The following is a 24,889-nucleotide window of genomic DNA, read 5'->3' as shown; positions in this document are numbered from 1 at the left end:
ACACTCATTATATTTTAACAAACTGATTATACAAATCGTTACTCTGTATTTATTTCCAGTTATATAATTATTTTTATACATTCATAATAATTAACCAAAAAGCTCCCCAATTGTATACAAGTGGGGAGCTTTCCTTCATTCCTATTATAAACCTTCTGGGTTTAAAATGAGGACCACTCGTCCATCACCGAGAATCGTCGCACCAGAGAAATAGTTAGAACTCTCTGCAAAGAAGTCACCTAATGACTTTAAGACGATTTCTCTTTGACCGATAATTGTGTTTACAATAAGCCCATAGCTACGATGTGTATTACGAACAATTAACACAGGAACCATTTGACCATCATATGACGCAAACGCCTCATCTACTGTTTTTTCACCAAATACTGTACTTAAATGTTTCACTTCAATAATTTGGTTACGATAATTTAACACATCTTTTCCTTGTAAGGATTGGATGTCTTCTCTCTTAATTCGAATTGCTTCCACAATATTTCCAAGAGGTAAAGCATAACGCTTATCGTTCGTTTGAACAAGCATAGATTGAATAATAGACAAAGTTAACGGAAGTTCAATTCTGAATGTACTTCCCTTTCCTTCCTCAGAATCAATAATTAAATGTCCACCTAAACTATGAATCGTATGTTTTACAACATCTAATCCAACACCACGCCCAGAAAGATCCGATACAACTTCAGCTGTACTAAATCCTGGTTGGAATATAAGATCAAACACTTCACGATCTGTTAATCTATTCGCATCTGCTTCTGTTACAACACCATTTTTAATCGCTTTTTCTAATACTTTCCCTTTATTAATACCGTTTCCATCATCCGTAATTTGAATAACGACATGATTTCCACTATGAAACGCCTCTAATTTAATCGTACCTGTCTCATTTTTACCTGCATCACGTCGTTTTTCAACAGTCTCAACACCGTGATCAATTGCATTTCGAATTAAATGAACAAGCGGATCACCGATTTCATCAATTACAATTTTATCAACTTCAGTAGTTTCTCCTGTAATTTGTAAATCGATTTTTTTACCTAAATCTTTCGCTAACATTCGTACCATACGTGGGAAACGATTGAAGACCGTTTCAATTGGAACCATACGCATGTTTAAAAGTACATTTTGAATATCTTTTGAAATATCTCCTAATCGATTTAAATGCTCAATTAATTCCTTATTTTGAATCGTTTGTGCCAATTCATCAATGCGCCCACGCTCAATTACACTTTCTTCAAACATATTCATTAATGTTTCGATTTTCTCTAATTGAACACGAATGGAGCGATTCTCCACTTTAGCATTTTTCGTTTTTACTGTGCTTTTAGCTGGTGTAGTATTAGCTGATTGTTTCGGTGCTTCTACAGGTGATACAACCTGTGCAATTGCAGACGATTGTATCATTTTCTCTATTTGCACAGCTTCTTGTGATGTATGTCCTTGCTTCACTTCTACTTTCTCAATTTCAGAAATATGAAGCACTACTTGTTTCAATTCTTCTACATTATAATCAGTATCCATAAATACTGTGAACTCAAATCCGAAAGCATCCGCTTCAATTTCTTCAATACTCGGAACAGTTTTTTGTATATTACCTACATTTTGCAATGCTTCTATACACATAATGGCACGTACTGCTTTTAAAATAGCTTGCTGTTCTACCGTTATATGTACTTCATGCGAAACTCCACCATCGTTACCTATATGATCTTGCTCTATATGTTCTGTAGGAGTTACTACATTACCGTGCAATAATGCTTCTAATTTCTGTTTAGTAGAAACTACATCAATATTACCCATTCCGCCTTGTTGTACATCTGCAACCATCTTCTCTAAATTATCAATGCACTCAAAAATCACATCAATAATATCCGCATTGACCACGATATTCCCATGACGGATTTCATCTAACACATTTTCCATCTTATGCGTTAAATCCGCCATTTCCGCAAATTCCATACTTGCAGACATACCTTTAAATGTATGGGCTGAGCGGAATATTTCTCCTACAACATCCATATCAGCTGGATTTTGTTCTAAAGTTAGCACATTTTCATTTAGCGATTGTAAATGTTCTTCTGATTCCTCAAAAAATATATTCAATAGATCTGTTTGCATTTTAATCCCCTACCTGTCTAACAAACATTTCATTTATGTATAACAATTTAGTGTTTTAAAACGAGAAAAAAGGGGGCCACACGTGTATCCTCTATCACTGTTTTGATTCCTTGTGGCACCCCTTTTATATTAGCTATTTGCTACTTTTGTTAAAGCTTCGATTACACGATCCGCTTGGAATGGCTTTACAATAAAGTCTTTCGCCCCACCCTTAATTGCATCTAATACCATACCTTGTTGTCCCATTGCCGAACAAATAACAACCTTTGCACTTGAATCAATTTTAATGATTTCTTTTAATGCTTCAAGTCCGTCCATTTCTGGCATAGTAATATCTAATGTTACAATATCAGGTTGAAGTTCTTTATACTTTTGAATTGCTTCTACTCCATTCTCCGCCTCACCGATAATTTCAAATTCAGAATTACTTTTTAATAAGTTTTTAATCATCGTTCGCATGAACATCGCATCGTCTACAACTAAAATTTTATGTGCCATTCTTTTTGATTCTCTCCTTCTATGTATAAATATATCTTAATATTTCACCTTATCATTCTCACTCATTATACAAAATAAAATGATAAAATTTAATATTTTTTTAAAAGAATTTTCGTATTTTTATTATTTTATTATTAAAATAATAATATACTATTCTTTTATATAAATAACAACGCGACGATTTTTCTCCCAGTTTTGCGGTGAATCATTTGGTACAACTGGCTTTGTGTCTGCATATCCTACCGCAGCTAACCTCTTATCGTCCACATTATACACTTCGATTAAGTGGTGAATCATATTAGCTGCTCGTGCTGAAGATAATTCCCAGTTAGAAGGAAATTTCTCATTATGAATAGGTCTACTATCTGTATGTCCTTCCACAACGATTGGATTTGGTACTGATTGGAAAAATCCGACTAATTGACTCATTATCTCTTTTGCTTCTGGTTTAACGTTCGCATCACCCGTATCAAATATTAAATTATCTACGATAACGACACTTACCCCTGTATCTTCTCGATATACATTCACTTGACTAATACCGTTATTATCTACATATGCTTTTAACTTTTTATATAATTCATCCATTCTCTTTTTTGAGATCATTTTTTCATCATTTTTTTCATGTGTTATATCTGGTATTGTATTTTCCATTACTTTTGCATCTACTTGCTCCGCATCGCTAAACTTTTCAAGCATCTTTGACAATTTTACTGCATCCTGCTTTGATGTAGCAACTAGTAATACAAAGAAAGTTAATAATAACATCGTTAAATCTGTAAAAGTCGTCATCCAACGAGGCGATCCCTTTTGCGGTCGTTTTATCATCATACCACTCCTTGAAATATTAGGCTGCTCGTTTTTCTTTTTTTATCTTCGTTTCGTACACATACGTATCAAGTTTCAACTTTAATTTAGAAGGAATTTGCCCACGATACAATTCTGAAATTGCTTCAATTACAAACTTCTTCTCTGTATATAAATCCTCAATACCACGATACACCTTTTCCGCAAGAGGTATTGCAATCATATTCGCAAGTACTGATCCATATAATGTCGTTAGCATCGCCACTGCCATTCCTGTACCAATTTGTGATGTATCTTGCAAATTTTGAAGCATAATGATAAGACCAATTAAAGTCCCTATCATACCCCAAGCTGGAGCGAAATCACCAATTTTATCTAATAATGTTGCCCCTTTTCTTAGCTCATACACTTCTGTTTCTATATCTTTCATTAACACTTCTTTTAATTCATCTTCATCGTAGCCACTTAACATTAAACGAATCCCCTTTTGAATAAAAGGGTTGTCTACTTGTTCTCCATCAACTTCTAAAGAAAGTAAACCGTTCTTTTTAGACTTTTTCGAAAAATTAACGAACAAATCCGTTAACTGTTCTAAATCTTCTTCTCTTCTATGTAAAACAGTAAAAATACTTTTCGTATATTTTTTTATTTCTCCAAATCGATACGCCACAACAATTGTCGCTGCCGTTCCCCCTATGACAATTAAAATAGATGGAATATCTAAGAAGTTTTTAAAAGCTTTTATTCCACCGCCACTAAGTACGATCGCCGCTATTACAATAGCGAAGCCTACTATAATGCCCATTGGACTAGAAATATCAAACTTCCTTTTTTTTCTTTCTGGTCTAGCAAATACTTGTTTTTCGTCTCCCATATTCCTGCCCTTTCCTTTTCATTTTTATAAAACATTTTTTTATTTTAATAATGCGTTTTCACATATAACGTTCATTATACGCTCATCATCTATTTATCGCAATATACTCATAAAATTGACACATTTCATTTCCATATTAGAATTATGGTATGGAAATAAGAGGAGGATCACGATGGAACATAACATTTTACAAGTCATTGCATTAGCAGAAAAACTAAAATACGAAATGCGACATAGCTGGCTTTCTAACGGACGCCAAGAAAGTGTTGCCGAACATACATGGCGCATGTCTCTAATGGCCATTTTAGTTGAGCCTTATTTAGATCAAAAAGTAAATATTGAAAAGTTACTTAAAATGGTTATTATTCACGACCTAGTCGAAGCTGAAGCTGGCGATATCCCTGCTTTTGATACAATGAATAGTCACGAATTACAATTACAAAAACAAAAAAATGAACTTGAAGCAATTTTAAATATTAAACAAACATTAAAAGGTTCTCTCGGTGAGGAATTATATAATTTATGGATGGAGTTTGAAGCGAAAGAAACGTACGAAGCAAAAGTTGCTAATGCGCTTGATAAATTGGAAGTAAAAATTCAGCATAACGAGGCTGACATTAATACGTGGCTACCAATTGAACATAAAATGACATTCCAAGTCGCAAAACATACAAACTTTGACTCTTTCCTATCTAAATTACAAAAAATTATTGAACAAGATGGAGAAAAGAAATTATTAGCTGCTGGCATTGACGTTGAAGCTTGTAAGAAATAATGAAATAAGACACTCTACTAGAGTGTCTTATTTCATTATTGTTGATACTGCCTGCTTGTAAATCAGCTGTTGCTTTCCATCTACTAACATTAAAACTGTAAATTTGTCTACGCCAGCAACTTCTCCGACTATTCTCACACCACTCTTTAAGAAAACTGTAACAGTACCTTTTTCTTCTTTTATTTGCTTATAAAGCTCATCTTGTAAATGTTCCAATAACGTTTCTCCCCTTTCTTCCGTTGAATATCTTAATATAAAAAAACTATAAATTATTCATTTATGGACCTTATCTTTTACATTCATAAACTTATTAATTAGTATATCTAAATCTCGGCTAAATAACAAAACTTTATCATGATCCAATCCGTGTCTCGCAACAAGTTGAATTAACTCTTTCTTTTTGTTTTCTATTTTATTTTGTAATCGTCCCATCTCCATCTCTAAACTAAAACTCCCTTTTCCCATAATATTACTTGTAAAATTATAGTACATATTCCCTCATAAAAAAATATAAAAATGGTTTTTTTTACAATTTTTACGTTTTTAACATACTCTTAATCCGTAAACGCTTTATTTAGTAAGATTTCCCGCACATGTAATATAGAAAAACCTGAATCACACAGACATTTGTCTAATTCAAATACAGACTGGCTCCTTTTCCACATGAAAAACATATTGTATATAGTAGTCCATGAATTATATAGATTAATTTACAAAAAGGAGGAAAACACATGAGCTATGGTGGTAGTTGTGCTGGTTTCGGCGGTGGATTTGCTTTGCTTATCGTACTATTCATCCTTCTAATCATTATCGGATGTAGCTGCTGGGGTGGCGGCGGATACGGATATTAATCATCCTATCCTTACCAAATGAATTAAAAACTATACGAAAACAGCTCATATTTGAGCTGTTTTTTCATACTTTCGTATGAATTTATATCCCTCTTATTTCTGATTTGATCTAACAAAATATCGTTTACTATGAAATAAGAAACATTTTTACTAAGGGGGATTACAATGATTAAAGGTCTTTATGAGGCACATTTACCCGTCCGTAACTTAGAAGTATCAATACCTTTTTATGAATCACTAGGGCTAAAATTATATAAAAGAGGTGACGATATTGCTTTCTTTTGGATTAAAGAAAATAAGAGTTGGCTCGGACTTTGGGAAGGAACAGAATACAAAGTTACTTATCACCCATCTTTGCGACATATTGCCTTCCAAGTAAGCTTGCTTGATTTAGAAAATGCAATACATTGGCTAAGTCAAAAAGGAATTTCAGCAAGAAAAGACTTTGGAATGGAGCCAATTGAACCGATCGTTTTTCCAGAATTGGCGCACGCCTCCGTATATTTTAACGATCCTGATGGAAATAGTTTAGAATTGATTGCACAATTACCTGTTGAACTTTCTGCAGCAGAGAACATGTATGTAAGTGAATGGAAAAAACAAGTTCAAGCATCATTAATACATAAGGATTAATCTTTTATGTCAGTTTCTTATTCCACACTGCTTAAAACAAATACAAACTTTAGAAAGCTGTTTTATGGCCAAACATTAAGTGTACTGGGAGATTGGTTTCATACTGTAGCTTTATTAACATTCGTTTATAGCGTAACAGAATCTCCGTTTATTATCGCACTAACTTTTATGAGTAAAGGGTTACCTCAACTTCTTCTTAGTCCTTTTATTGGAGGGTTTGTGGATCGATTTCCAACAAAGAAGATTATGATTTCCACCGATGTTTTAAGAGGAGTTATTGTACTCACTTACTTATTAGCAACCTATAAGATTGAAATTATTTTCGTAGCTAATATATGTTTGTCGGTCCTCTCTTGCTTATTTGAGCCTGCTAAACAATCAACTTTAAAAATGATTATTAGGCAAAAACATTTAGTAACTGCAAATACACTTTCTAGTACAGTTAATGGCTTTATGTCAATTATGGGCGCCTCATTAGGTGGGATTATCGCCCAGGCTTTAAGTATAGAAATCGCTTTTATCATTAATAGCCTATCATACTTTGTTTCCGCTTTAATCATTTATAAGTTGAATATCCCTTCTCACAAAAAATTTAACATAAAAAAGTCATTTTTTGTGGATATAAAAGATGGATACACGTACATATTACAGAAAAAAATTATATTAGCATTAATTCTTGTCGGAGTTTCATGGGGGATTATTGGTGGTGCTTATCAACTTCTTTTAACAATTTATGCCGAAAGGATCTTCCATGCTAATATTGGAATTTTATATACTGTTCAAGGATTAGGTCTTATTATTGGTAGTCTATTCGTTAATCTATATGTATGTAAAAATAAGGAGACAATGAAAAAAGCATTTGGCTTGGCGTACTTACTACAAGGCTTTTTCTTTCTCGGATTCGTTCTATCCAATCAGCTTATTATCGGTATTATTACTTTACTCTGCATGCGTATCGCAGGGGGCATTATCGTCCCTTTAGACACAACCTTATTACAAATGTATACCGAAGAAAACATGATTGGTAAAGTTTTTTCATTTCATTATTCCATATATGGTTCTCTCATTCAGCTATCTATGTTTATTACAGGCTGGCTTTTAGAAACCCTTTCTCCGCAAGTAATTGGTTGCCTGTTAGCTATATGTTGTATTTTTGTTAGTTTTATATGGCTTTTCTTATTTTATCGCGGGAAGCTTAGTGAAGATCCTACCGATACTATATAGCTCACTGCTAATTTTTATTTACTCTCATTTGTTATCGTTATATAACAATCAAATTAAATAAAATACAAGTCATTTCATTTCATGAAAAGGCCCTTTACTTGAACACCATTTGAGAGGAAATCAAATATTTATGTTAAAATAAAAGTAAGATTGTGAAAGATTGCACTTATTCTATAGGCTCCAAACAGCTACATTCGATTTTCGTAGTAATAAAATATGTATTGAATTTGATTAAATAGGAGGGCTATTTTGGAGATTACATTAATTTTCATATGTATAATATTGGTGGCTTCTGTTTTGCAAGCCAGTACAGGTTTTGGCTTTTCTATAATGGCAACACCTTTCTTACTCATGTTATTTCTACCGCAAGAAGCTATACAAATAAACATTATTTTATCATTAATTATTTCAATATCACTCATTTGGAAAATAAGAATGGACGTTGATTTTATTTTACTGAAACGGTTTATTTTTGGAAGTATAGCCGGTGTACCTTTTGGAATTTTAATCTTCATTTCCGTTAACATAAACACTTTTAAATTAACAATTAGCATCCTACTCTTACTATTAACATTGTTGCTAATATGCAATGTTAAAGTTAGATCAACACCGTTTAGAGATTTCGTAGTTGGTGGATTATCAGGACTTTTAACGACGAGTATCGGTATGCCCGGACCTCCTTTGTTACTTTACTTTACAGGAACTGATACTGAAAAAGAGAAGTTGAGAGCAACTACTTTGGCTTTTTATCTGTTTATATATTTCATTAGTCTACTAACTCAAATACTCTTTACTGGAACGGACATAACAATTTGGAAATCAAGTTTTTATGCAATTCCAATTGTATTTTTAGGTTTGTTTATAGGTCAAATTATTTTCAAATGGCTTAATCAACAAGTTTTTAAAATATTTACATATATCATTTTGAGCTGTACAGGTATTTATCTTCTTATTGATAGTTTGCATTTGTTATAGAAAATGCTTTAGATTGCGCAATAACAGCTTGGTTTAAATGAAATTATTGTTGTATTTTTAAGCTACAAAATCATCCGATAAAAAGCGGCTATTATGCCGCCTTTTACATTAAATATTTTATAAAGCAAAGACCTGAACTTACTATCACGAGTATATTAAAGAATAAGAAAAAACCTTTTTCGAAATCTGTATACTTTTCTACTTTTACTCCGCGTTTTTTCAACTCCATAATAATCATCGCAACTTCATGTGCATACGCAATACTTCCAAACTGTATATAATTGTTATTATATTTAATCTCAAAAACGTTTTTCATTTTTTTATGTTGCGAAATAGATTGTATATCCTCTATTGGCACGCTATGTTCATTTGTCTTTTTAAAATAACAATCTAACCCTTTCATTATCACCCTTTTATTCGTTAAAACGATATAATAATAAAAGGTAGCTCCTGCGTATAATATATTTGGTATGACTTTACTATTTACCATACATCCTTCGTCTACTAACAGTTCCTTCTGAATTTCTTCATCAGCTTGTAATTCGTTGCGAATTGATTCTTCTAACATTTGTACAGTTAATTTTTTTAATAGTTCTCCATTTCTTACATAATACTTATCTATATTTATAGACTCATTCGCTTCTTTCTCTAAACGTGTAATTTCTTCTTTTAAATATTGGAGCTCATTTAACATCGATAATAATCTTTTATCCATATTACACACTCCCTTTCCACAGTTTTTGAAGTTTTTTCTTTCCACAAGAGATTCGATTGTATATATAGTCAGCCGTTACTTTTAATTCTTTTGCAATATCGTCAATGGAATATCCATCAATATACCTCTTTAAAAAGATATATCGATCCTTTGTATTTAAATCTTGTACGATTTCCATAATCTCTTCTTCTTGTTCTATTTCATACTTATCATGGATACCTGCATCTATTTCTACGTCTTTATCAATTTTATTCTCTTTATATACTTTCTTTTTATATTCCAATGCCTTTAATTTAGTAATACCAATCATCCAAGATTTTAAGTTGCCCTTTTCTATATCAAATTGTTCGATTTGAAACCAAATGATAGTAAATACATCATTATAACAATCATCCACATATTGTTTTTCAATAGGGGTACTTAATGATTTATGAATAATGTACAAAATTAATTTTCCATATTGATCAATCACTTCTTTCAAAGCATCTTGATCACGTTTTTTCATTGCTATAATTAAATCCTCTTCAGAATCGAAAATCATAAACATCATCCTTCCTCAGTTCCCCTTTAGCAGCTGCTTTTACTTACTATTGGCATTTCAATCTCATTTTCTATCACTTTTGTAAAAATTCATCAATTTTTTATTTCTATGTATATGATAACAAATAAAATACCTAAGTTCAGAAAGTAGTATCTACAATCTGAACTTAGGTATTAACAATTAATTTATTCACTTATACTAACGTTTCATCACAAAGCTCTGTTACATTTTTAAAGTATTGCAAGTTCTCCTTCGCTTCAGCTTCATTAAATAAATTGAGTTGCTTCATTATTTCAGTAGCAAATTCAACGTACGCAGATCCTACCGCTGTTATTATTTTTCCATCAACAGTTACATCTTTGTTTTGTTTATATTCCCATTCATGTAAATGTGCTAATTGTTTTTCATCTGATGTTAATGATGTTGAGAATCTCTTCTTATTCAGCACTCCTGCTGCATGTAATAAAGATGTTCCGGCACAAATACCCGCTATCCATTTATTTTGCTTATGTAATTTGTTCACAATAGATAACAATTGTTCATTTTCTAAATGATCAAAAATATGTCCGCCTGGTACGATAAACACTTCATAGTTCTCTATTTTAATTTGCTCAATAGAGGCATGTGGTTGACACAAAAAACCGCCTTCTCCTGTAACTGTTTTTCCGTCTACAGTTGCCGTTGTTATTTCAAATTCCTTACTTTTCAAAAACAAGCTCGCTATATTCACTTCAAATTCTGCAAATCCATCAAATAGAAATATTAAAGCTTTCTTCATTTTATCTCCTCCCTCTATAGCTATTCGAAAACTATCTCATTTCTCCTTTTAAAAAAGACAAACCCGCATCTCAGGTTTGTCTTTTTACTCATTTTTTATTTAACCCTTTCTCACTTAAAAACTCTTTCATATGCATTCTTTTCTCTTTGGACATAAATGAGCTCATTGATTCCGTCCATGTTATGTTTTTTTGATTTGATGATCTTTCTTTGTAATATGCGCTCATCGTTTCATCATATTCGTTTAATAATTCATCATATTTCTTTTCATCATATCCATTTTCATGAAGAATTGCTGCTACCGGTAAACGTGGTTTCACTCCATGTTCTTCATCTGGCACACCGACTGTCATTCCAAACACAGGATATACTTTATCCGGTAAATGAAGCAATTCACTCACTTCTTTCGGGTTATTACGAATACCACCAATATAACAAATACCGTATCCTAATGATTCCGCTGCTAATGCTAAGTTTTGCGCAAAAAGTGAAGCATCTACCGTCGCAACGATAAAATCTTCCACTCCTTCATGCTTTATCTCTGTACCATGCTTTTCACACGCCATTTCAAGTCGCTTTAAGTCTGCACAACAAACAAAGAATGCTGCACACTCTTTCACGTGACGATTTCCGGATAGTTCTGCTAGTTTAGCCTTTAGGTCTTGATCGGTTACATATACAACAGAATAGGCCTGTACAAAATGCGAGGAAGCGGCATGCTGCGCAGATTGAACCATTCTTTCTACTACATCTTTCGGAATGGATTCTTCTTTATATTTACGAACTGAAACGTGTTGCTCCATTTTATGTATGATCTCATTCATGAAAAACACTCCTTTTTTCTCTTCATAATGAAAAATTAACATATCTTTTTCAATATTCACAACTTATAAGCACAAAAAGAGCAATTCTTTTTGAATTGCTCTTTTTAAAATGTCTATCAATACGGTAAATGAAATTATATCAACGATAATTTAAATATATCAACGATTCCTTGCACTATATCAACGATTTTTCGAATATATCAACGATTCGACAAGAGATATCGATTTACCGACAAATAACGACAGGATTACACCAATTTATTTCTTGTCTTATTATGCTGCTTTCAAAACTTTAATACCTTTTACAATATTCCAAATGAAGTAGTAAATTCCTACAAGAATGAATACTGCATATGTGATAGTCATCCCAATTCCCGCGCCATCAGATTGATCGAAGCCTAAACCGTATACACCTGATACTGCTAATCCAGCAAATAAGATTGCGTACGGAAAAACATGTGACCAAAATGCTTTTTTCGCGTGATATTTCACTTCATCTTCCGCAACGAAGTACACGATAATTGGTAGTAAAAATGGCGCAAAAAAGATACTAAAGTAACATAGTGAAGATAGAATATTATTTCCTTTCATCCGATTCACCTCTAAATAGTTTTTGTTATCTTTATTATGTCAGGAATCCATTCTAGAAACTATCGCTTTACCTTTCACTAAGATGACAGTTTTGTAAGATTTTCCTCAAAATAAATCCCGCCTCGAATTTCGGGCGGGATCACTTTCACTATATTCGATTCATAAACCAATATTGCGTAATCGCTAAATATTCTCGGACATTTGATGAAATGATAATGGGCTTCGGTGTTTTGGCAGGAAGCCCTTCTAATTGCAAACCTTGTTTTGCTGCTATTTTTTTCGCTCTAAACATATGGAAATCGTTCGTTACGATCATACCTTTTTTCATATTGGCTGGAATTAACGGTTTTGAGAATGTAATATTCTCATCTGTACTCGTTGATTTATCCTCCATTATAATACGGTCTTCTGCAATATTTTGTTTCATTAATCCTTGTTTCATCGCTAATGCTTCTGAAATATCTTCACCTTTTCCTTGTCCGCCAGATACGATAGCGATTGTTTTCTCATGTGATTTTAAATATTCAGCTGCTTTATCAATACGATATTGTAATGAGTACGATGGTTTCGTCCCATTTACTTTCGAGCCTAATACAATGATATAATCAGCATCGTCGGTAGCTTTCATATGCCCATGCTTATAAATGTTATATTGTAAAAAAACCGCGTACACAGCGCAAACCGTTATAATTGCTATAATATACTTAATTATTTTCTTCTTTCTCATATCCATATACTCCTATGTTCTTTGCTTCTTTCATCATAATATCCATTTATTCGTTTGTATACAGACAAATTCCAAATAACCCTTATTTATCCTCTAAAAGGTAATATTTCTATTATTTTTGGGAATAGTAAGTACAACTTCGCACGAAGGAGTGTCCCTATTGCTTCTCTTTTTATGTAACGTATCATTCTTTTTTATTTTATTTTTACTATCGCTTAAGTTACTCGGTAAATCCGCATTAGCACAACTAACTCCTCATGATTTTGGGGCTATTATTTTTTTATCTTATTTAGCTTTTCAAGCCATACCAGTCGCTGGTGCTTTACAAGCATTTCTCGGTATGGTCGTTATTACATGTTTGCACTTACTTCTTACAAAATTAAGCTTACTCAACAAACTAAATCGTTTCATTCTCGGACACCCCATTATTTTAATTAAACATGGTGATATTATTTTTGAGAACTTACAAAAAAGTAGATATCCCATACCCGAATTGCTTTCTAACCTTCGCGTCGCCGGATATCCAAGTGTTCATGAAATTGAATACGCTATTTTAGAAGCGAATGGAGCCATTAGCATTTTACCAAAGCGAGAACTTGTACCATTGACTCCAAAGGATATGAATATACATGTTAAGTATGCTGGATTACCAATCGCCCTTATTGTCGATTCTCAAATTCAATACGATAACTTAAAGTTGATCCATAAAGACGAAAAGTGGTTATATAAAGAGTTAAAAGAAAAAGGCATCACAAATATTAAAAATGTGGCTTTTGCGTCTGTTCAAGAAACGGATGGGTCTTTTGCGATTAGTTTAAAAGAATGAAAAAATCCCCTTACTTGCTCAAGGGGATTTTCTTCATTATATTGCTTCTTTCTTTCCTGCCATATGTAACGGAACAGGATGTTTCATACGATTCATCGTAAATACGATAATTGCTGTCAATACTTCCGCAACCGGCATAACGAGCCAAATTCCGTTTATTCCAAATAACTTTGGCATAATCCATAACAACGGAATAATAAATAGTAACCCTCGGCTCATTATAATAAGTACTGATTTCTTCGTTTGTCGCACTGATTGGAAGTACTCTCCATACACAATGTTGTAGCCTAAAAATACGTATTGGATAAAGAACAAGCTAATACCTGTTAACGTTAACTCCAATAGTTCTGGCGATTGGACATCAAATAGACCAATGATATATTTCCCGAAGAATAATCCGACAATTATCGCAATGCCTCCGAGTACAACCGCAATCTTCACAGCAAACTGTAATCCTTCACGCAATCTTTCTGATAAATTTGCACCGTAATGGAAACTTGCGATTGGTTGTAATGCTGCTCCAACACCAAAGAATAATAATAATGCCATCGCATGAATACTATTCACCATTGCATAGGAAGCGACTCCTACTTCTCCTGCATATTGAACGAATGCGATGTTAAAACCAATCGTTACGATTGCTACTGTACTTTCTGCTGTAAAACTTGGGAAACCAATCACCATTATTTGTTTAACCGTATCCCATTCAAAATGGAATTTCGTCCACTTTAAAATACTACTCTTTCTAAAGAAGTGAGTTAATAATACAAGGAAACCAATTGCTGCCGAAAGAATAGTCGCTGAAGCAGCACCTGTTACACCCCATCCAAAGATGAAAATAAAGATATAGTCAAACACTATGTTTAATACAGCCGTTACAACAAGACCTGCCATTGCTAAATTAGGATTTCCATCATTTCGTATAAATGTACTTAAAATATTTTCTAACACGTATATCATTCCAAATGTTAATAACACGTGTAAATAGTCTAACGCATACGGTAAAATCACTTCATTTGCACCGAATAAGTATGCTAAATCTTCTATTCTCCATACGCAAATAGCCGCTAAAACGCCTACGATAATAACTGCTACAGTCATAGATTGCGTAAAAATAGACCTTGCTCTTTCAAGTTTATTTTCGCCTAGTGCAATCGAATATAATGTTGCTCCGCCCATTCCAATCCATAATGAAATGGAGAAGAAAATCGAAAATGCTGGAATAGCGACGTTTACTCCCGCTAAACCGTTCGCTCCAACTCCCCTACTAATCATGACCGCGTCAATCACAATATTAACTGACATTAATACCATTCCGAGAACTGCTGGTATTAAATATGAAATAAATAAACTTTTTATCGGTTTTTCTCTTAATTTTTCTGTTGCTTCCATACTAATATGCTCCTTTTTTCAACGCTCTGTTCACAGTTTAAACCTTCAAGTAACTTGAAGGTCAAGAGAGAATTTAAAAATAGGTAACTTAATTATCGTCATTGATGCCGATTTGTAATTAGTACGAGTCTTACACCTTATTTCATTGTTTTTTCATTATAGGGATTTGAATTTCCGTTACTTGCTCCTCTGGATTTTCTGTTACAGACCAATCAATTAATGCAATCTCAATCGAATCTCCGCTCACTTCATATCCCTCTTGAGAGATGTATCTCATTAACTCCTTGTATGTTTCATCTGTTTCTTCATATGGTCCATGATGATAAGCACACGCAAATATACCTGCTTTAATTTCATCTGAACTATGTACTTGAAAAGGCATATAATCCAAAAGAATAAAAACACTATTGTATGATTGAAATTCATTTTGAATTAATGCTTTTTTGGCAACCGTTACACCGATATCTCCAGAGAATAAGCTATTATCTATTTGTTTCATATTTTTCTGCAACGAATGGATATAATACTCAAACATATCATCTGTTGTATTTGGTGCAACCGCAATCGCTGTAATCTTTCGCTGCGGGATTTCTTTAACTATGATTTTTTCAGCTTTTACTTTCGTCGCTTCCTTAATTACATAAATTCTATGTTCCATTTTTGCTAAAGCATACTCAATTTCTCTTTGCTTCTTTAACATCATTTCTTGTTGCTTTTCAAGTAAATTAAGCGCATAAGATGGGTTCCGCTCATCAATATATTTCTTAATTTCCTTTAACGGAATATTTAACTGTCGTAAAAATTTAATCGTATCTAACAGTGAAAACTGATCAATTGTGTAATAACGATAATTCGTTTGCGGATCGACAATAGACGGGTGAAAAATTCCTTTTTCATCATAATACCTTAATGTAGATTCTGCGATATTATGCATTTTTGCCATTTCTCCAATTGTAAAGCGTTTGTTTATTAACATATTCCATTCTCCAATTCATTAAAAATGTTTCCTTATTTCTTCTTATTATATATTGATTCCCTCTATACCTAAATCGAATCTCATCATGAAAATCTGCTATTTTTTCATTGATTTTTTATAAATTTTATTATATATTGATTACAGGTTCAAATTACAAGTTCAAAAGAACCTGTAATCAGACCCTTTGTTTAATGGGTTTTACATATTTTCATTAGGCAAATTCCGAGAAATCGTTTAATAAAAATACAAAGTGATAAGGAGAGGATCAAATGGAATTCGAATTTTTCTTTCAAATTGCACTTATTTTATTAAGTACAAAGCTTGCTGGTGACCTTAGTGTTAGATTAGGCCAACCTTCTGTACTCGGTAAATTAATTGTCGGTATCGTTATCGGTCCAGCTGTATTAGGTTGGATTGAAAACTCAGAACTTCTAACACAATTAAGTAATGTTGGTGTTATTCTTTTAATGTTTATGGCTGGACTTGAAACAGACTTAGAAGAATTAAATGCAAATCGTAACTCTTCTTTAGCAGTTGCACTCGGAGGTATCATTCTTCCATTCGTAGGTGGTTATGTTTCCGGTCTTGTTATGGGAATGGAACAAGGGAACGCTGTATTTTTAGGATTACTTCTATGTGCGACAAGTGTTAGTATTTCCGTTCAAACACTTCGCGATTTAGGTAAGATGAAAACACGTGAAAGTACAACGATGCTTGGAGCAGCTGTATTTGATGACATTCTTGTTGTTATTTTATTAGCATTCGCAATGAGCTTCTTAGGTACAGACGATGTTAACTTAACAATGGTTATCTTGAAGAAGGTCGTATTCTTCGCTTCTATTATTTTAATCGGATGGAAAGGTGTTCCAGCGATTATGCGTTGGTTATCACCACTACGCGTATCTGAGTCTATCGTGAGCGCGGCTCTTATTATCTGTTTCTCATTCGCATATTTCGGCGAATTATTAGGAATTGCTGGTATTATCGGTGCTTTCGCAGCTGGTATCGCAATTTCTCAAACGAACTACAAACATGAAGTAGAAAAGAAAGTAGAACCGATTGCTTACGCAATGTTCGTTCCAGTATTCTTTGTTAGTATCGGTATGAATATTACATTTGATGGTATTGGTAATCAAATTTGGTTCATCTTAGCATTAACAGTTATCGCTGTCTTCACAAAACTAATCGGTTGTGGATTTGGTGCACGCATGACTGGATTTGATGCAAAGTCTTCTGCAATTATCGGTGCTGGAATGGTTTCACGTGGTGAAGTTGCACTTATCATCGCAGGAACAGGTCTTTCTTCTGGATTATTAGCACAAGATTACTTTACAGCTATCGTTATTGTCGTTATTTTAACTACAATGATTACACCACCAATGTTAAAATACACTTTTGGTGCCAAAGATAAAGCAATGAAAGCAAGTAAATAAGTTTACTATAATAAAAGGAGATTACTATTTTATAAAATAGTAATCTCCTTTTTCATTTTCCCTTTAAACAATCTCATTCGTCTTTAACCATTTTTCAAAAATAGTCCTTGCTTCTTCATCATCAATATTATCACGAAATGAATATACTTTAATGCCATAGTCATCGATATATTCACCTAGCTTCATTTCCTCCACTTTCTTATAAAAATCGTCTACCTCATAGTGCGGAATATAAGCATCCCAAACTGGTTCCTTTATTCTTTTGTACGCTGTCACTTCTAAATCATATCCATCTTCATAATATCCGATGTGATAATGTTGACTAGGATCATATTTCTCCATTCATATCCCCTCCCTTAAAAAAACTACCATATTTCACGTAATAAACAAAAGCGAGCCTTATATTACAGCTCACTTTTGCTCTTTTATTTGATTAAATACGCTCCATCGCTGTCTTCAACGTACCAACAACGAAAGCAATTTCTTCACTTGAAATAACAAGAGGCGGCGCTAATGTTAAAACATTATTATACCCTGCTGTTGTCATACCGTTTCGTCCTATAATTAAACCTTTTTCTTTACAAGCATTTACAACAGTCGCGATTTTGTCGTTATCAATCGGTTCTTTCTTCTCTTTATCATTTACAAGTTCAATTCCTACTAATAGACCTTTCCCTCTAATATTTCCAACTAGCGGATGTTCCCCGATTTCTTCTTTTAATTGCTCTAATAAAAGTGAGCCCATTTGTGCAGAGCGTCCAATTAAATCTTCATTTTCCATAATCTCTAAGTTTTTAAGTGCTAATGCACAAGCCGCCGGGTTTCCACCAAATGTATTAATATGGCGGAAAAATTCATATTCCCCAGTTCCTTTAAATGCTTCATAAATTTCTTTTTTCACAGCTGTTGCTGATAATGGTAAGTATGCACTCGTAATACCTTTCGCCATCGTAACGATATCAGGCTTAACATCATAGTTCATAAATCCAAATGCTTTTCCTGTACGCCCGAAACCACAAATCACTTCATCACTAATGAGTAGCGCACCGTGTTTTTGACATGTTTCATGAACAGCTTTCATATAGTCTTGTGGTGGCATTAAAATACCTCCGCCTGTAATGATCGGCTCCATAATAAATGCGGCTATCGTTTCACTTAATTCCCATGTCATAACACGATCTACTTCTTTCACACACTCTACATCATAAATATTTTGTGATTCCATTTCTGGCATACGATAACAATCTGGCGGTGTTACGTGTAAAAATCCTGAGGCAAAAGGCTCATATTGATATCTACGCTGCGCTTGTCCCGTCGCTGCCATTGTCGCCATTGTATTTCCATGATATCCTCGGTAACGTGACATAAATTTATAACGATGTGGTTCACCTTTATGTGCATAGTATTGCCTTGCTATTTTAAAAGCTGTTTCATTCGCTTCTGACCCACTATTTGAGAAGAAAATAACATATTCTCCTCCAAGCCACTCATTTAACTTTTCAGCAAGCTTTATTGCTGGCTCATGTGATTGCGACATCGGAAAGTACGATAATGTTTGTAATTGTTCATACGCCGCTTCTGCGAGTTCTTTTCTTCCGTACCCACTATTCACACACCAAAGCCCACTCATACCATCTAAATATCTTTTTCCATGTATATCTTCAACCCAGCACCCTTCTGCTTTTGCCCCTACCATTGTACTACTTGGACTAAAGGGACGCATGCCGTGCCAAACATATTGCTCATCTTTTGCTAATAATTCGTCAGTTTGTTTCGTTTTCATCATTTCTTCCACCTTCCATAACAACTTATTTTTCACAAAAGCTGCGCTGGTGCCATGATGATTTAAATTTCTCCCTGCTTATTTTCATTCCACAAAATTATGACAAATCCTACTTACAACACAGTAATATTTATCCCGCATTAACGGGCAGTAAAACTCCCACCCCAAAATTCAGCTGGAGCAAAGAAGTTAGGTGGGAGATTAACTGCCCGTAAAAGCCCGATTGGTGCGGGCTAATAATCAGTGAGCATGATCCCCCCTACTGATTAAAGTTTCACTTTATAAGAAAATGACAAAAGAAAAAGAGCTTTTCTTTTAATACGAAAAGCTCCTCTTTTTTAATGTGAAGATGCGTCGCTAATACCATGACCAGTATTCGATTTCACAAGAATTTCATCAAACTTCGCTACATCTTCTTTCTTACTAGAGAAAATAGTTCCTAAATATGCTGCTAGGAAACCAAGCGGAATCGAAATAATGCCAGGTGTCGTATATGGGAATAAGGCTTCTCCAACAAAAATAGCTTTTCCAGCTACAGGGTTCCAGACGTTTGGACTTAACGCTACAAGAACAATTGCTGATACGAGTCCAACGACCATACCAGAAATGGCACCCGTTGTATTAAAACGCTTCCAATAGATTGTAAATAATATAACTGGTAAGTTTGCACTAGCCGCGACTGCAAATGCTAATGAAACTAAAAATGCTACGTTTAAGGTTTGCGCAAATAACGCAAGTATAATAGATACTACAGCTACTCCAATCGAAGCATAACGAGCCATTGACACTTGCTCTTTTTCCGTAGACTTTCCTTTACGGATAATCTCGTTATAAAAATCATGCGCAAATGCTGATGCTGCTGTTAATACAAGTCCTGCTACTACAGCTAAAATGGTTGCAAAGGCAATGGCTGATACGAAAGCAAATAAGAAGTCCCCACCTAATGCTTTAGCTAATAAAGGTGCTGCCATATTACCAGCAGGATTTGCTTTAATAATCGCCTCATTTCCTACAAACGCTGCTGCTCCAAATCCTAAGAAAATTGTCATAATATAAAATGCGCCAATTAACCATGTCGCATACACAACAGATTGACGGGCCGTTTTTGCATCTCGCACTGTAAAAAAGCGCACAAGAATATGTGGTAATCCAGCTGTACCAAGTACTAGTCCTAAATTTAAAGAAAGTGTATCAAGACCATCTTTATACTTTACTCCTGGATTTAAAAACGAATCTTTTAATGGCGTAGCTGTTTTCATTTGAGCAAACATTTCAGTCACACTAAAATTAAATTTTGCAAAAACGATAACAGAAATAATAAATGTACCAGCCATTAGTAATACAGCTTTAACAATTTGTACCCAACTCGTAGCAGTCATACCACCAAAAATAACATACACTGTCATTAATGTGCCAACGATTAAAACTGCTGTCGTATATTCTATTCCTAATAATAATTTAATAAGTGCACCCGCACCGACTAATTGGGCAATCATATAAAAAATTGAAATTGTCATCGTATTCAGGGCAGCAATACCGCGAACTTTTTTCGCATCAAAACGCGCTGCAATCATATCCGCCAATGTGTACTTCCCTAAATTTCTAAGCGGTTCTGCAACTAGGTATAATACGACTAAATACGCAACTAAAAATCCAATACTATAAAAAAATCCATCAAATCCAGTTAACGCTATCGCTCCAGCAATACCGAGGAATGACGCAGCAGACATATAATCCCCAGCGATGGCCAGACCATTTTGCCAACCCGTTAATCCCCCTCCAGCTGTATAAAACTCACTCGCATTTTTCGTTTTTTTCGATGCAAAATAGGTTATGACGAGCGTACCAAGAACAATAATTAAAAATAGTGCAAACGCAGTAGTATTCAAATTCAACTCCTCCCTTTTTGCATATCTTGTAGAATTTTCCGCGAAATTTCATCAAAGAATTGAGCTTTCTTACTATAAATCATACATAATGACCATGTCATAATAAATTGCGCAAAAGCAAATACCCATGCCCATGTCACATCACCGAATGCTGGTGTATTAAGCACTTTCGAATACGATGTTAAAATAGGTAGCGCAATAAAAAAACTGAAAAAGAAAATACTCATTGGAACGATAAACTTCTTCTTCGTATTTAATAACAATTGAAATTCTTCTGACTGAACAACCTCTGTATAATTCACTTCATTTTGCAACTTACGTGCTGACGTATCATCTCGTTTCATCCCCTACTCCCCTCTCCAACTCGAAATACACTTCCCCTTCGAATACACAAAGACTAAATTTTATAAATATTCAGAAACTTATTTTCATTTTAGACAATCCATACATTCCTGCAAAGATTTTTCGGTAGACATTTTTCGTCAATTTTCTCTAAATTTTCAATATACTTTTTCACAATAAAGTGCAACTTAAATCCGTATGGGTTTCGTACACCCCACACCGATTATTAGCCCGATTCTAACAAATACCTGTACACATTTTTTCCTCTTCTAAATTACGAGCTGTTTCGCTTAATTCAACGTCTTTTCCATCTTTAAGCGTTCCAAATATAAAATCGAATACTGGATTTGAAACACCAAACCAAAACTTTTCGTTTTTATAATGGTGTAATATATGCTGTTTTTTTAGCCACCTTCCAAACTTAGTGACGGGACGAATCGGCTTATGTGCAATATAATGTTTCCATTCATAAACAAGGAGCATGATAATCATTCCGATTCCAAATGAAAGTGTAACAGTAACACTTTTTGTAATACCATATGATATAAGTAAATATATAGTAAAGCTAGGTACACTAAACCATACAGGCAAAAATAAAAGTTTCAAATCATCTGGGTATACGTGATGATCATAATGTAATCTTCTTAACATTTTTAATAAAAATACGTTTTTAGGCGGCTTTAAATGGAATAAAAAACGATGGGTCATATATTCGTTAAGCGTATAAAAAACAATACCAAACAGACACGCTAACATACCGATCCATGTGAAAAATTGCATTTTTAAAATAATGATGAAAATAAATAAAATACTATACATAATAACAATATCATGCTGTAAAAAGAACTCTTTCCCTACTCTCTTCATCTTACTTCCCCTTTTTCAAAAAAAACAGCCGCAACGTATCGTTACGACTATTTCTTTTCTATTCACTTTACAAATTTGCCCGCTGTTCTATTGTCGAGAAAAAATTGTTTGTTCCAAATATATTTTGCTTCGGAATAATGTGTTCTACTGCAAACACTGTTACTTCTCCCCTTTGTACCTCTCCAATAATGAGTCCAAATACTTCATGATTTACTGCAAACGTTGGTTGTTTCGTTTGTAGCAATCTGGCTGCAGTATTAAATACCGCTTCATATAATGGATCCCTATCAGTAATTTCTTTTCGGATTTTTGGTGCTAACGTAATAATAATTTCTTTTCCGTCAATAGTGGTTCGATACATAAAAATCTCCCCTTCAATCTTATGTGAACAACTGTAAAGCTTTGTATGCAAAATGGATAGAATATCCTACTAAAATAATACCTGCTCCGGCTGTTATGTAGCCAAGTGCTTTCTGTTTTAATAAAGTCCTTCCAAAATGTACAGAAAAAGCAATATTTAAATTCCATAAAATAATACCAACAATAATGCATAGACTGTACAAGAAAGCTTCTTGTTTCGTTACCTTCGTAAGCAATGAGCTAAGTGTGCTTCCATATATACCAAACCAAAAAACAAGATTTAATGGATTGGATATAGCAATTAAAAATCCTGCCATAAACGATTGTTTAAGGCCACCTACCTCTTCTTTTTTATATTCCATATTCGAGTGGGAAATTCCTTGTTTTACACTTTGAAATCCTAAATAAAATAATAAGAAAAACCCCGTGCAATACATAAGAGCTTGTACGTATGTATACATAAACACAGAAGATAAACCGAAATAAATGAGAAGCATAAACAAAACATCTGCAGTCATTCCACCAATTCCAACAACCCACGCATGCCAAAACCCGCGTTCAATTCCTCGTTTTAACATTTCAATATTAATTGGACCTACTGGTGCCGCTAATGAAATACCTAATACAATTTGCTGTATAATTGCTCCAAACATCGCTCTATCCTTTCTACTTCCTTTACTATTAAGTAATGATGTAACCTTTAAAAATAGACTAGCTTTCATAATAAAATACCCTTTTTTATCCAAAATATACAAAAGAGCCATCTAGATGATGGCTCTTATTTCTCTACCTTATGATGAAAAGGACATTTCCCTTTTATTGGCTCAATATCGTCTCCAATAAAATATTGTTTCCATTCTCGATGGTCAAGATCACCGTAATGACTAATGTTAGGATGTTTCGGCAGCTGATCCCACTTTTCAACTCGTTCACGAACCATTTGCCTTGAATAGGCCCCTTTAGGACGATCACCTTCTAATCCATCGAAAATGGTACGTGGCTGAAACCCAATAACGAGTGAATTCCCTAAATGCCTAGTCTTTCTCTGTTTATAAGCGGGTGCATTCCCAAATGCAAATATCGGTTCACCACCGAATGAAAATTCCCATAAATAATGATCTGGATCTTCAGGAATTTGCTGCGGCCATGTTTGATTATCATGTTCATGTAAATACTGTAGTACTTTCCAAAAGTAATCACGATAATATTCAAGTGATTGTTCTTCCCATTCTGGTTCCACAAAAAGAAAAAATCCTCTTCTTACAATTGGACGCTCTTTCATTAATTCTAAAAAAGATAACATTGTATGTGGCAAATGACTCCAATCATTATGAGAAAGAAATGAATAACGAAGTTCATTCTTTTTCAATGCTGTTAAACCGAAATAACATGGGAAAGTTGCTTCTAACACGATGCTTGAAAAATTTTGAAATTCTTTTGCAACCCAATTCGGTATATCCGTTCTCGTTCTCATTCCTTCATTATCTAATAAGTAAGACTTATTCATTCTTTCACCTCATTATGTATAGCATTCAATAGAGAATATTACATAACCGGCCTGTCCTATACCTTTTTAAACATTTGACCAAAAAATTATTTAAAAATACAAAAAAATAAAATCGCTTACTTGACTAATTTCTACCAATTCGTGTATATTTAAATTAATCATTTAGCAGAATATTCAAGATTATAGCATTTTTAGTTTATATTATCTTTTCAAATGAATTTCACTAAATGAAAAAAGCAAATGTTTTTAGGAGGAATTGTAACATGCAAGGAAAAGTAAAATGGTTTAACAACGAAAAAGGTTTTGGATTTATCGAAATGGACGGCGCTGACGATGTATTCGTACATTTCTCTGCTATTCAAGGTGACGGCTACAAAGCTTTAGAAGAAGGTCAAGAAGTATCTTTCGATATCACTGAAGGAAACCGTGGACCTCAAGCTGCTAACGTAGTAAAACTTTAATCCAACATATGACAGGAGGTTACCTTACTTGGTAACCTCCTTTGTTATTCCTTTGTATATTTCCGTTTTACAGAGCGAAAACTATGTGAAATGCGCAATTCACAAAGGAGG

30 protein-coding genes are annotated in these 24,889 nt (G+C 33.8%); 8 read left to right on the top strand and 22 right to left on the bottom strand.

Annotated elements, in window-relative coordinates; all coding sequences use genetic code 11:
• Positions 1 to 144 precede the first annotated feature (144 nt).
• From DPQ31_RS08230 to DPQ31_RS08215, 4 genes are all read right to left on the bottom strand, one after another.
• Complete coding sequence (locus tag DPQ31_RS08230) at positions 145 to 2,130, bottom strand: chemotaxis protein CheA (protein WP_208731760.1); 1,986 nt, start codon at positions 2,128 to 2,130, stop codon at positions 145 to 147.
• Between the two features lie 129 nt (positions 2,131 to 2,259).
• Positions 2,260 to 2,628 (bottom strand): response regulator, encoded by a 369-nt coding sequence (locus tag DPQ31_RS08225; protein WP_000940571.1) that lies wholly within the window; start codon positions 2,626 to 2,628, stop codon positions 2,260 to 2,262.
• Positions 2,629 to 2,778: 150 nt separating this feature from the next.
• Positions 2,779 to 3,456: an OmpA family protein gene (locus DPQ31_RS08220; RefSeq protein ID WP_000596044.1), complete on the bottom strand. Its 678-nt coding sequence runs from the start codon at positions 3,454 to 3,456 to the stop codon at positions 2,779 to 2,781.
• A gap of 19 nt (positions 3,457 to 3,475) precedes the next feature.
• Positions 3,476 to 4,309: a flagellar motor protein MotP gene (locus DPQ31_RS08215; protein WP_000502108.1), complete on the bottom strand. Its 834-nt coding sequence runs from the start codon at positions 4,307 to 4,309 to the stop codon at positions 3,476 to 3,478.
• Positions 4,310 to 4,481: 172 nt separating this feature from the next.
• On the opposite strand from DPQ31_RS08215, the gene DPQ31_RS08210 reads away from it, so the two are divergent.
• On the top strand, positions 4,482 to 5,084 hold the full coding sequence (locus DPQ31_RS08210; RefSeq protein ID WP_000400764.1) for an HD domain-containing protein: 603 nt from the start codon (positions 4,482 to 4,484) through the stop codon (positions 5,082 to 5,084).
• Between the two features lie 27 nt (positions 5,085 to 5,111).
• On the opposite strand, the gene hfq is transcribed toward DPQ31_RS08210, so the two are convergent.
• Both hfq and DPQ31_RS08200 read right to left on the bottom strand, forming a co-directional pair.
• A complete protein-coding gene (hfq, locus tag DPQ31_RS08205) occupies positions 5,112 to 5,300 on the bottom strand; it encodes an RNA chaperone Hfq (protein ID WP_000400654.1) in 189 nt (62 codons plus the stop codon).
• 57 nt (positions 5,301 to 5,357) lie between these two features.
• Positions 5,358 to 5,576, bottom strand: a complete 219-nt coding sequence (locus DPQ31_RS08200) for an aspartyl-phosphate phosphatase Spo0E family protein (RefSeq protein ID WP_000291696.1) — start codon at positions 5,574 to 5,576, stop codon at positions 5,358 to 5,360.
• A gap of 239 nt (positions 5,577 to 5,815) precedes the next feature.
• On the opposite strand from DPQ31_RS08200, the gene DPQ31_RS08195 reads away from it, so the two are divergent.
• The 4 genes from DPQ31_RS08195 (at position 5,816) to DPQ31_RS08180 (ending at position 8,767) form a co-directional block, all read left to right on the top strand.
• Complete coding sequence (locus DPQ31_RS08195) at positions 5,816 to 5,935, top strand: YjcZ family sporulation protein (protein ID WP_000120179.1); 120 nt, start codon at positions 5,816 to 5,818, stop codon at positions 5,933 to 5,935.
• A gap of 165 nt (positions 5,936 to 6,100) precedes the next feature.
• Entirely contained in the window at positions 6,101 to 6,568 is a 468-nt protein-coding gene (locus tag DPQ31_RS08190; RefSeq protein WP_208731759.1) for a VOC family protein, read from the top strand.
• Positions 6,569 to 6,574: 6 nt separating this feature from the next.
• Positions 6,575 to 7,792 carry an MFS transporter gene (locus DPQ31_RS08185; protein WP_098710917.1) on the top strand — a complete coding sequence of 406 codons (1,218 nt, stop codon included), beginning with the start codon at positions 6,575 to 6,577 and terminating at the stop codon, positions 7,790 to 7,792.
• A 249-nt stretch (positions 7,793 to 8,041) separates the two neighbouring features.
• Positions 8,042 to 8,767 carry a sulfite exporter TauE/SafE family protein gene (locus DPQ31_RS08180; protein WP_208731758.1) on the top strand — a complete coding sequence of 242 codons (726 nt, stop codon included), beginning with the start codon at positions 8,042 to 8,044 and terminating at the stop codon, positions 8,765 to 8,767.
• A gap of 103 nt (positions 8,768 to 8,870) precedes the next feature.
• On the opposite strand, the gene DPQ31_RS08175 is transcribed toward DPQ31_RS08180, so the two are convergent.
• From DPQ31_RS08175 to DPQ31_RS08150, 6 genes are all read right to left on the bottom strand, one after another.
• Positions 8,871 to 9,482: a PH domain-containing protein gene (locus DPQ31_RS08175; RefSeq protein ID WP_208731757.1), complete on the bottom strand. Its 612-nt coding sequence runs from the start codon at positions 9,480 to 9,482 to the stop codon at positions 8,871 to 8,873.
• Between the two features lies 1 nt (position 9,483).
• On the bottom strand, positions 9,484 to 10,029 hold the full coding sequence (locus DPQ31_RS08170; protein WP_141555909.1) for a sigma-70 family RNA polymerase sigma factor: 546 nt from the start codon (positions 10,027 to 10,029) through the stop codon (positions 9,484 to 9,486).
• 187 nt (positions 10,030 to 10,216) lie between these two features.
• The gene (locus DPQ31_RS08165) at positions 10,217 to 10,801 is read right to left on the bottom strand and encodes a type 1 glutamine amidotransferase family protein (RefSeq protein ID WP_000709455.1); all 585 of its coding nucleotides are present in this window, start codon (positions 10,799 to 10,801) and stop codon (positions 10,217 to 10,219) included.
• A gap of 88 nt (positions 10,802 to 10,889) precedes the next feature.
• Complete coding sequence (gene nfsA, locus DPQ31_RS08160) at positions 10,890 to 11,624, bottom strand: oxygen-insensitive NADPH nitroreductase (protein ID WP_208731756.1); 735 nt, start codon at positions 11,622 to 11,624, stop codon at positions 10,890 to 10,892.
• Positions 11,625 to 11,897: 273 nt separating this feature from the next.
• Positions 11,898 to 12,215: a magnetosome magnetite crystal formation protein family gene (locus DPQ31_RS08155; RefSeq protein ID WP_000678051.1), complete on the bottom strand. Its 318-nt coding sequence runs from the start codon at positions 12,213 to 12,215 to the stop codon at positions 11,898 to 11,900.
• A gap of 148 nt (positions 12,216 to 12,363) precedes the next feature.
• On the bottom strand, positions 12,364 to 12,942 hold the full coding sequence (locus DPQ31_RS08150) for a YdcF family protein (RefSeq protein WP_001227662.1): 579 nt from the start codon (positions 12,940 to 12,942) through the stop codon (positions 12,364 to 12,366).
• Positions 12,943 to 13,102: 160 nt separating this feature from the next.
• On the opposite strand from DPQ31_RS08150, the gene DPQ31_RS08145 reads away from it, so the two are divergent.
• Positions 13,103 to 13,768 carry a DUF421 domain-containing protein gene (locus DPQ31_RS08145; protein WP_000923918.1) on the top strand — a complete coding sequence of 222 codons (666 nt, stop codon included), beginning with the start codon at positions 13,103 to 13,105 and terminating at the stop codon, positions 13,766 to 13,768.
• A gap of 36 nt (positions 13,769 to 13,804) precedes the next feature.
• Here the strand turns inward: DPQ31_RS08145 and DPQ31_RS08140 are convergent, their stop codons facing one another.
• Positions 13,805 to 15,160 (bottom strand): MATE family efflux transporter, encoded by a 1,356-nt coding sequence (locus tag DPQ31_RS08140; protein ID WP_000388383.1) that lies wholly within the window; start codon positions 15,158 to 15,160, stop codon positions 13,805 to 13,807.
• Positions 15,161 to 15,302: 142 nt separating this feature from the next.
• Positions 15,303 to 16,136: a MerR family transcriptional regulator gene (locus DPQ31_RS08135; RefSeq protein ID WP_208731755.1), complete on the bottom strand. Its 834-nt coding sequence runs from the start codon at positions 16,134 to 16,136 to the stop codon at positions 15,303 to 15,305.
• A gap of 269 nt (positions 16,137 to 16,405) precedes the next feature.
• Between DPQ31_RS08135 and DPQ31_RS08130 the strand changes: the two genes are divergently transcribed.
• Positions 16,406 to 17,569, top strand: a complete 1,164-nt coding sequence (locus DPQ31_RS08130) for a cation:proton antiporter (RefSeq protein ID WP_000393900.1) — start codon at positions 16,406 to 16,408, stop codon at positions 17,567 to 17,569.
• A 63-nt stretch (positions 17,570 to 17,632) separates the two neighbouring features.
• Here DPQ31_RS08130 and DPQ31_RS08125 read toward each other — a convergent pair whose 3' ends face one another.
• The 8 genes from DPQ31_RS08125 to DPQ31_RS08090 all read right to left on the bottom strand — a co-directional run bounded on the left by DPQ31_RS08125 (position 17,633) and on the right by DPQ31_RS08090 (position 24,317).
• Positions 17,633 to 17,911 (bottom strand): DUF3986 family protein, encoded by a 279-nt coding sequence (locus DPQ31_RS08125; RefSeq protein ID WP_000417075.1) that lies wholly within the window; start codon positions 17,909 to 17,911, stop codon positions 17,633 to 17,635.
• Positions 17,912 to 18,002: 91 nt separating this feature from the next.
• On the bottom strand, positions 18,003 to 19,352 hold the full coding sequence (locus DPQ31_RS08120) for an aspartate aminotransferase family protein (protein WP_000850991.1): 1,350 nt from the start codon (positions 19,350 to 19,352) through the stop codon (positions 18,003 to 18,005).
• Positions 19,353 to 19,690: 338 nt separating this feature from the next.
• The gene (locus DPQ31_RS08115) at positions 19,691 to 21,241 is read right to left on the bottom strand and encodes a solute symporter family protein (protein ID WP_001098226.1); all 1,551 of its coding nucleotides are present in this window, start codon (positions 21,239 to 21,241) and stop codon (positions 19,691 to 19,693) included.
• Between the two features lie 2 nt (positions 21,242 to 21,243).
• Positions 21,244 to 21,585 carry a DUF485 domain-containing protein gene (locus tag DPQ31_RS08110; protein WP_208731754.1) on the bottom strand — a complete coding sequence of 114 codons (342 nt, stop codon included), beginning with the start codon at positions 21,583 to 21,585 and terminating at the stop codon, positions 21,244 to 21,246.
• 235 nt (positions 21,586 to 21,820) lie between these two features.
• Positions 21,821 to 22,450, bottom strand: coding sequence for a sterol desaturase family protein (locus tag DPQ31_RS08105; protein ID WP_208731753.1), 630 nt, complete (start codon positions 22,448 to 22,450; stop codon positions 21,821 to 21,823).
• 67 nt (positions 22,451 to 22,517) lie between these two features.
• Positions 22,518 to 22,811 carry a hypothetical protein gene (locus DPQ31_RS08100; protein WP_000286358.1) on the bottom strand — a complete coding sequence of 98 codons (294 nt, stop codon included), beginning with the start codon at positions 22,809 to 22,811 and terminating at the stop codon, positions 22,518 to 22,520.
• A gap of 19 nt (positions 22,812 to 22,830) precedes the next feature.
• Complete coding sequence (locus DPQ31_RS08095; protein ID WP_001196845.1) at positions 22,831 to 23,574, bottom strand: LysE family transporter; 744 nt, start codon at positions 23,572 to 23,574, stop codon at positions 22,831 to 22,833.
• 14 nt (positions 23,575 to 23,588) lie between these two features.
• Positions 23,589 to 24,317, bottom strand: coding sequence for a YqcI/YcgG family protein (locus DPQ31_RS08090; protein ID WP_001043781.1), 729 nt, complete (start codon positions 24,315 to 24,317; stop codon positions 23,589 to 23,591).
• Between the two features lie 263 nt (positions 24,318 to 24,580).
• On the opposite strand from DPQ31_RS08090, the gene cspB reads away from it, so the two are divergent.
• The gene (gene cspB / locus DPQ31_RS08085; RefSeq protein ID WP_001161728.1) at positions 24,581 to 24,778 is read left to right on the top strand and encodes a cold shock-like protein CspB; all 198 of its coding nucleotides are present in this window, start codon (positions 24,581 to 24,583) and stop codon (positions 24,776 to 24,778) included.
• Positions 24,779 to 24,889 lie beyond the last annotated feature (111 nt).

Origin of the sequence: Bacillus sp. COPE52, assembly GCF_003355115.1 — a bacterium.
GTDB classification, from domain to species: Bacteria; Bacillota; Bacilli; order Bacillales; family Bacillaceae_G; genus Bacillus_A; species Bacillus_A toyonensis.
This window is presented reverse-complemented; position numbering and strand designations above follow the sequence as displayed.

Bases quoted from the DNA above. Each gene is read 5' to 3' on its own strand.
- DPQ31_RS08230 (WP_208731760.1), bottom strand. From the start codon at position 2,130: ATGCAAACAGATCTATTGAATATATTTTTTGAGGAATCAGAAGAACAT.
- DPQ31_RS08225 (WP_000940571.1), bottom strand. From the start codon at position 2,628: ATGGCACATAAAATTTTAGTTGTAGACGATGCGATGTTCATGCGAACG.
- DPQ31_RS08220 (WP_000596044.1), bottom strand. From the start codon at position 3,456: ATGATAAAACGACCGCAAAAGGGATCGCCTCGTTGGATGACGACTTTT.
- DPQ31_RS08215 (WP_000502108.1), bottom strand. From the start codon at position 4,309: ATGGGAGACGAAAAACAAGTATTTGCTAGACCAGAAAGAAAAAAAAGG.
- DPQ31_RS08210 (WP_000400764.1), top strand. From the start codon at position 4,482: ATGGAACATAACATTTTACAAGTCATTGCATTAGCAGAAAAACTAAAA.
- DPQ31_RS08200 (WP_000291696.1), bottom strand. From the start codon at position 5,576: ATGTACTATAATTTTACAAGTAATATTATGGGAAAAGGGAGTTTTAGT.
- DPQ31_RS08195 (WP_000120179.1), top strand. From the start codon at position 5,816: ATGAGCTATGGTGGTAGTTGTGCTGGTTTCGGCGGTGGATTTGCTTTG.
- DPQ31_RS08190 (WP_208731759.1), top strand. From the start codon at position 6,101: ATGATTAAAGGTCTTTATGAGGCACATTTACCCGTCCGTAACTTAGAA.
- DPQ31_RS08185 (WP_098710917.1), top strand. From the start codon at position 6,575: ATGTCAGTTTCTTATTCCACACTGCTTAAAACAAATACAAACTTTAGA.
- DPQ31_RS08175 (WP_208731757.1), bottom strand. From the start codon at position 9,482: ATGGATAAAAGATTATTATCGATGTTAAATGAGCTCCAATATTTAAAA.
- DPQ31_RS08170 (WP_141555909.1), bottom strand. From the start codon at position 10,029: ATGTTTATGATTTTCGATTCTGAAGAGGATTTAATTATAGCAATGAAA.
- DPQ31_RS08165 (WP_000709455.1), bottom strand. From the start codon at position 10,801: ATGAAGAAAGCTTTAATATTTCTATTTGATGGATTTGCAGAATTTGAA.
- nfsA (WP_208731756.1), bottom strand. From the start codon at position 11,624: ATGAATGAGATCATACATAAAATGGAGCAACACGTTTCAGTTCGTAAA.
- DPQ31_RS08155 (WP_000678051.1), bottom strand. From the start codon at position 12,215: ATGAAAGGAAATAATATTCTATCTTCACTATGTTACTTTAGTATCTTT.
- DPQ31_RS08150 (WP_001227662.1), bottom strand. From the start codon at position 12,942: ATGAGAAAGAAGAAAATAATTAAGTATATTATAGCAATTATAACGGTT.
- DPQ31_RS08140 (WP_000388383.1), bottom strand. From the start codon at position 15,160: ATGGAAGCAACAGAAAAATTAAGAGAAAAACCGATAAAAAGTTTATTT.
- DPQ31_RS08135 (WP_208731755.1), bottom strand. From the start codon at position 16,136: ATGTTAATAAACAAACGCTTTACAATTGGAGAAATGGCAAAAATGCAT.
- DPQ31_RS08130 (WP_000393900.1), top strand. From the start codon at position 16,406: ATGGAATTCGAATTTTTCTTTCAAATTGCACTTATTTTATTAAGTACA.
- DPQ31_RS08125 (WP_000417075.1), bottom strand. From the start codon at position 17,911: ATGGAGAAATATGATCCTAGTCAACATTATCACATCGGATATTATGAA.
- DPQ31_RS08120 (WP_000850991.1), bottom strand. From the start codon at position 19,352: ATGAAAACGAAACAAACTGACGAATTATTAGCAAAAGATGAGCAATAT.
- DPQ31_RS08110 (WP_208731754.1), bottom strand. From the start codon at position 21,585: ATGAAACGAGATGATACGTCAGCACGTAAGTTGCAAAATGAAGTGAAT.
- DPQ31_RS08105 (WP_208731753.1), bottom strand. From the start codon at position 22,450: ATGAAGAGAGTAGGGAAAGAGTTCTTTTTACAGCATGATATTGTTATT.
- DPQ31_RS08100 (WP_000286358.1), bottom strand. From the start codon at position 22,811: ATGTATCGAACCACTATTGACGGAAAAGAAATTATTATTACGTTAGCA.
- DPQ31_RS08095 (WP_001196845.1), bottom strand. From the start codon at position 23,574: ATGGCTCTTTTGTATATTTTGGATAAAAAAGGGTATTTTATTATGAAA.
- DPQ31_RS08090 (WP_001043781.1), bottom strand. From the start codon at position 24,317: ATGAATAAGTCTTACTTATTAGATAATGAAGGAATGAGAACGAGAACG.
- cspB (WP_001161728.1), top strand. From the start codon at position 24,581: ATGCAAGGAAAAGTAAAATGGTTTAACAACGAAAAAGGTTTTGGATTT.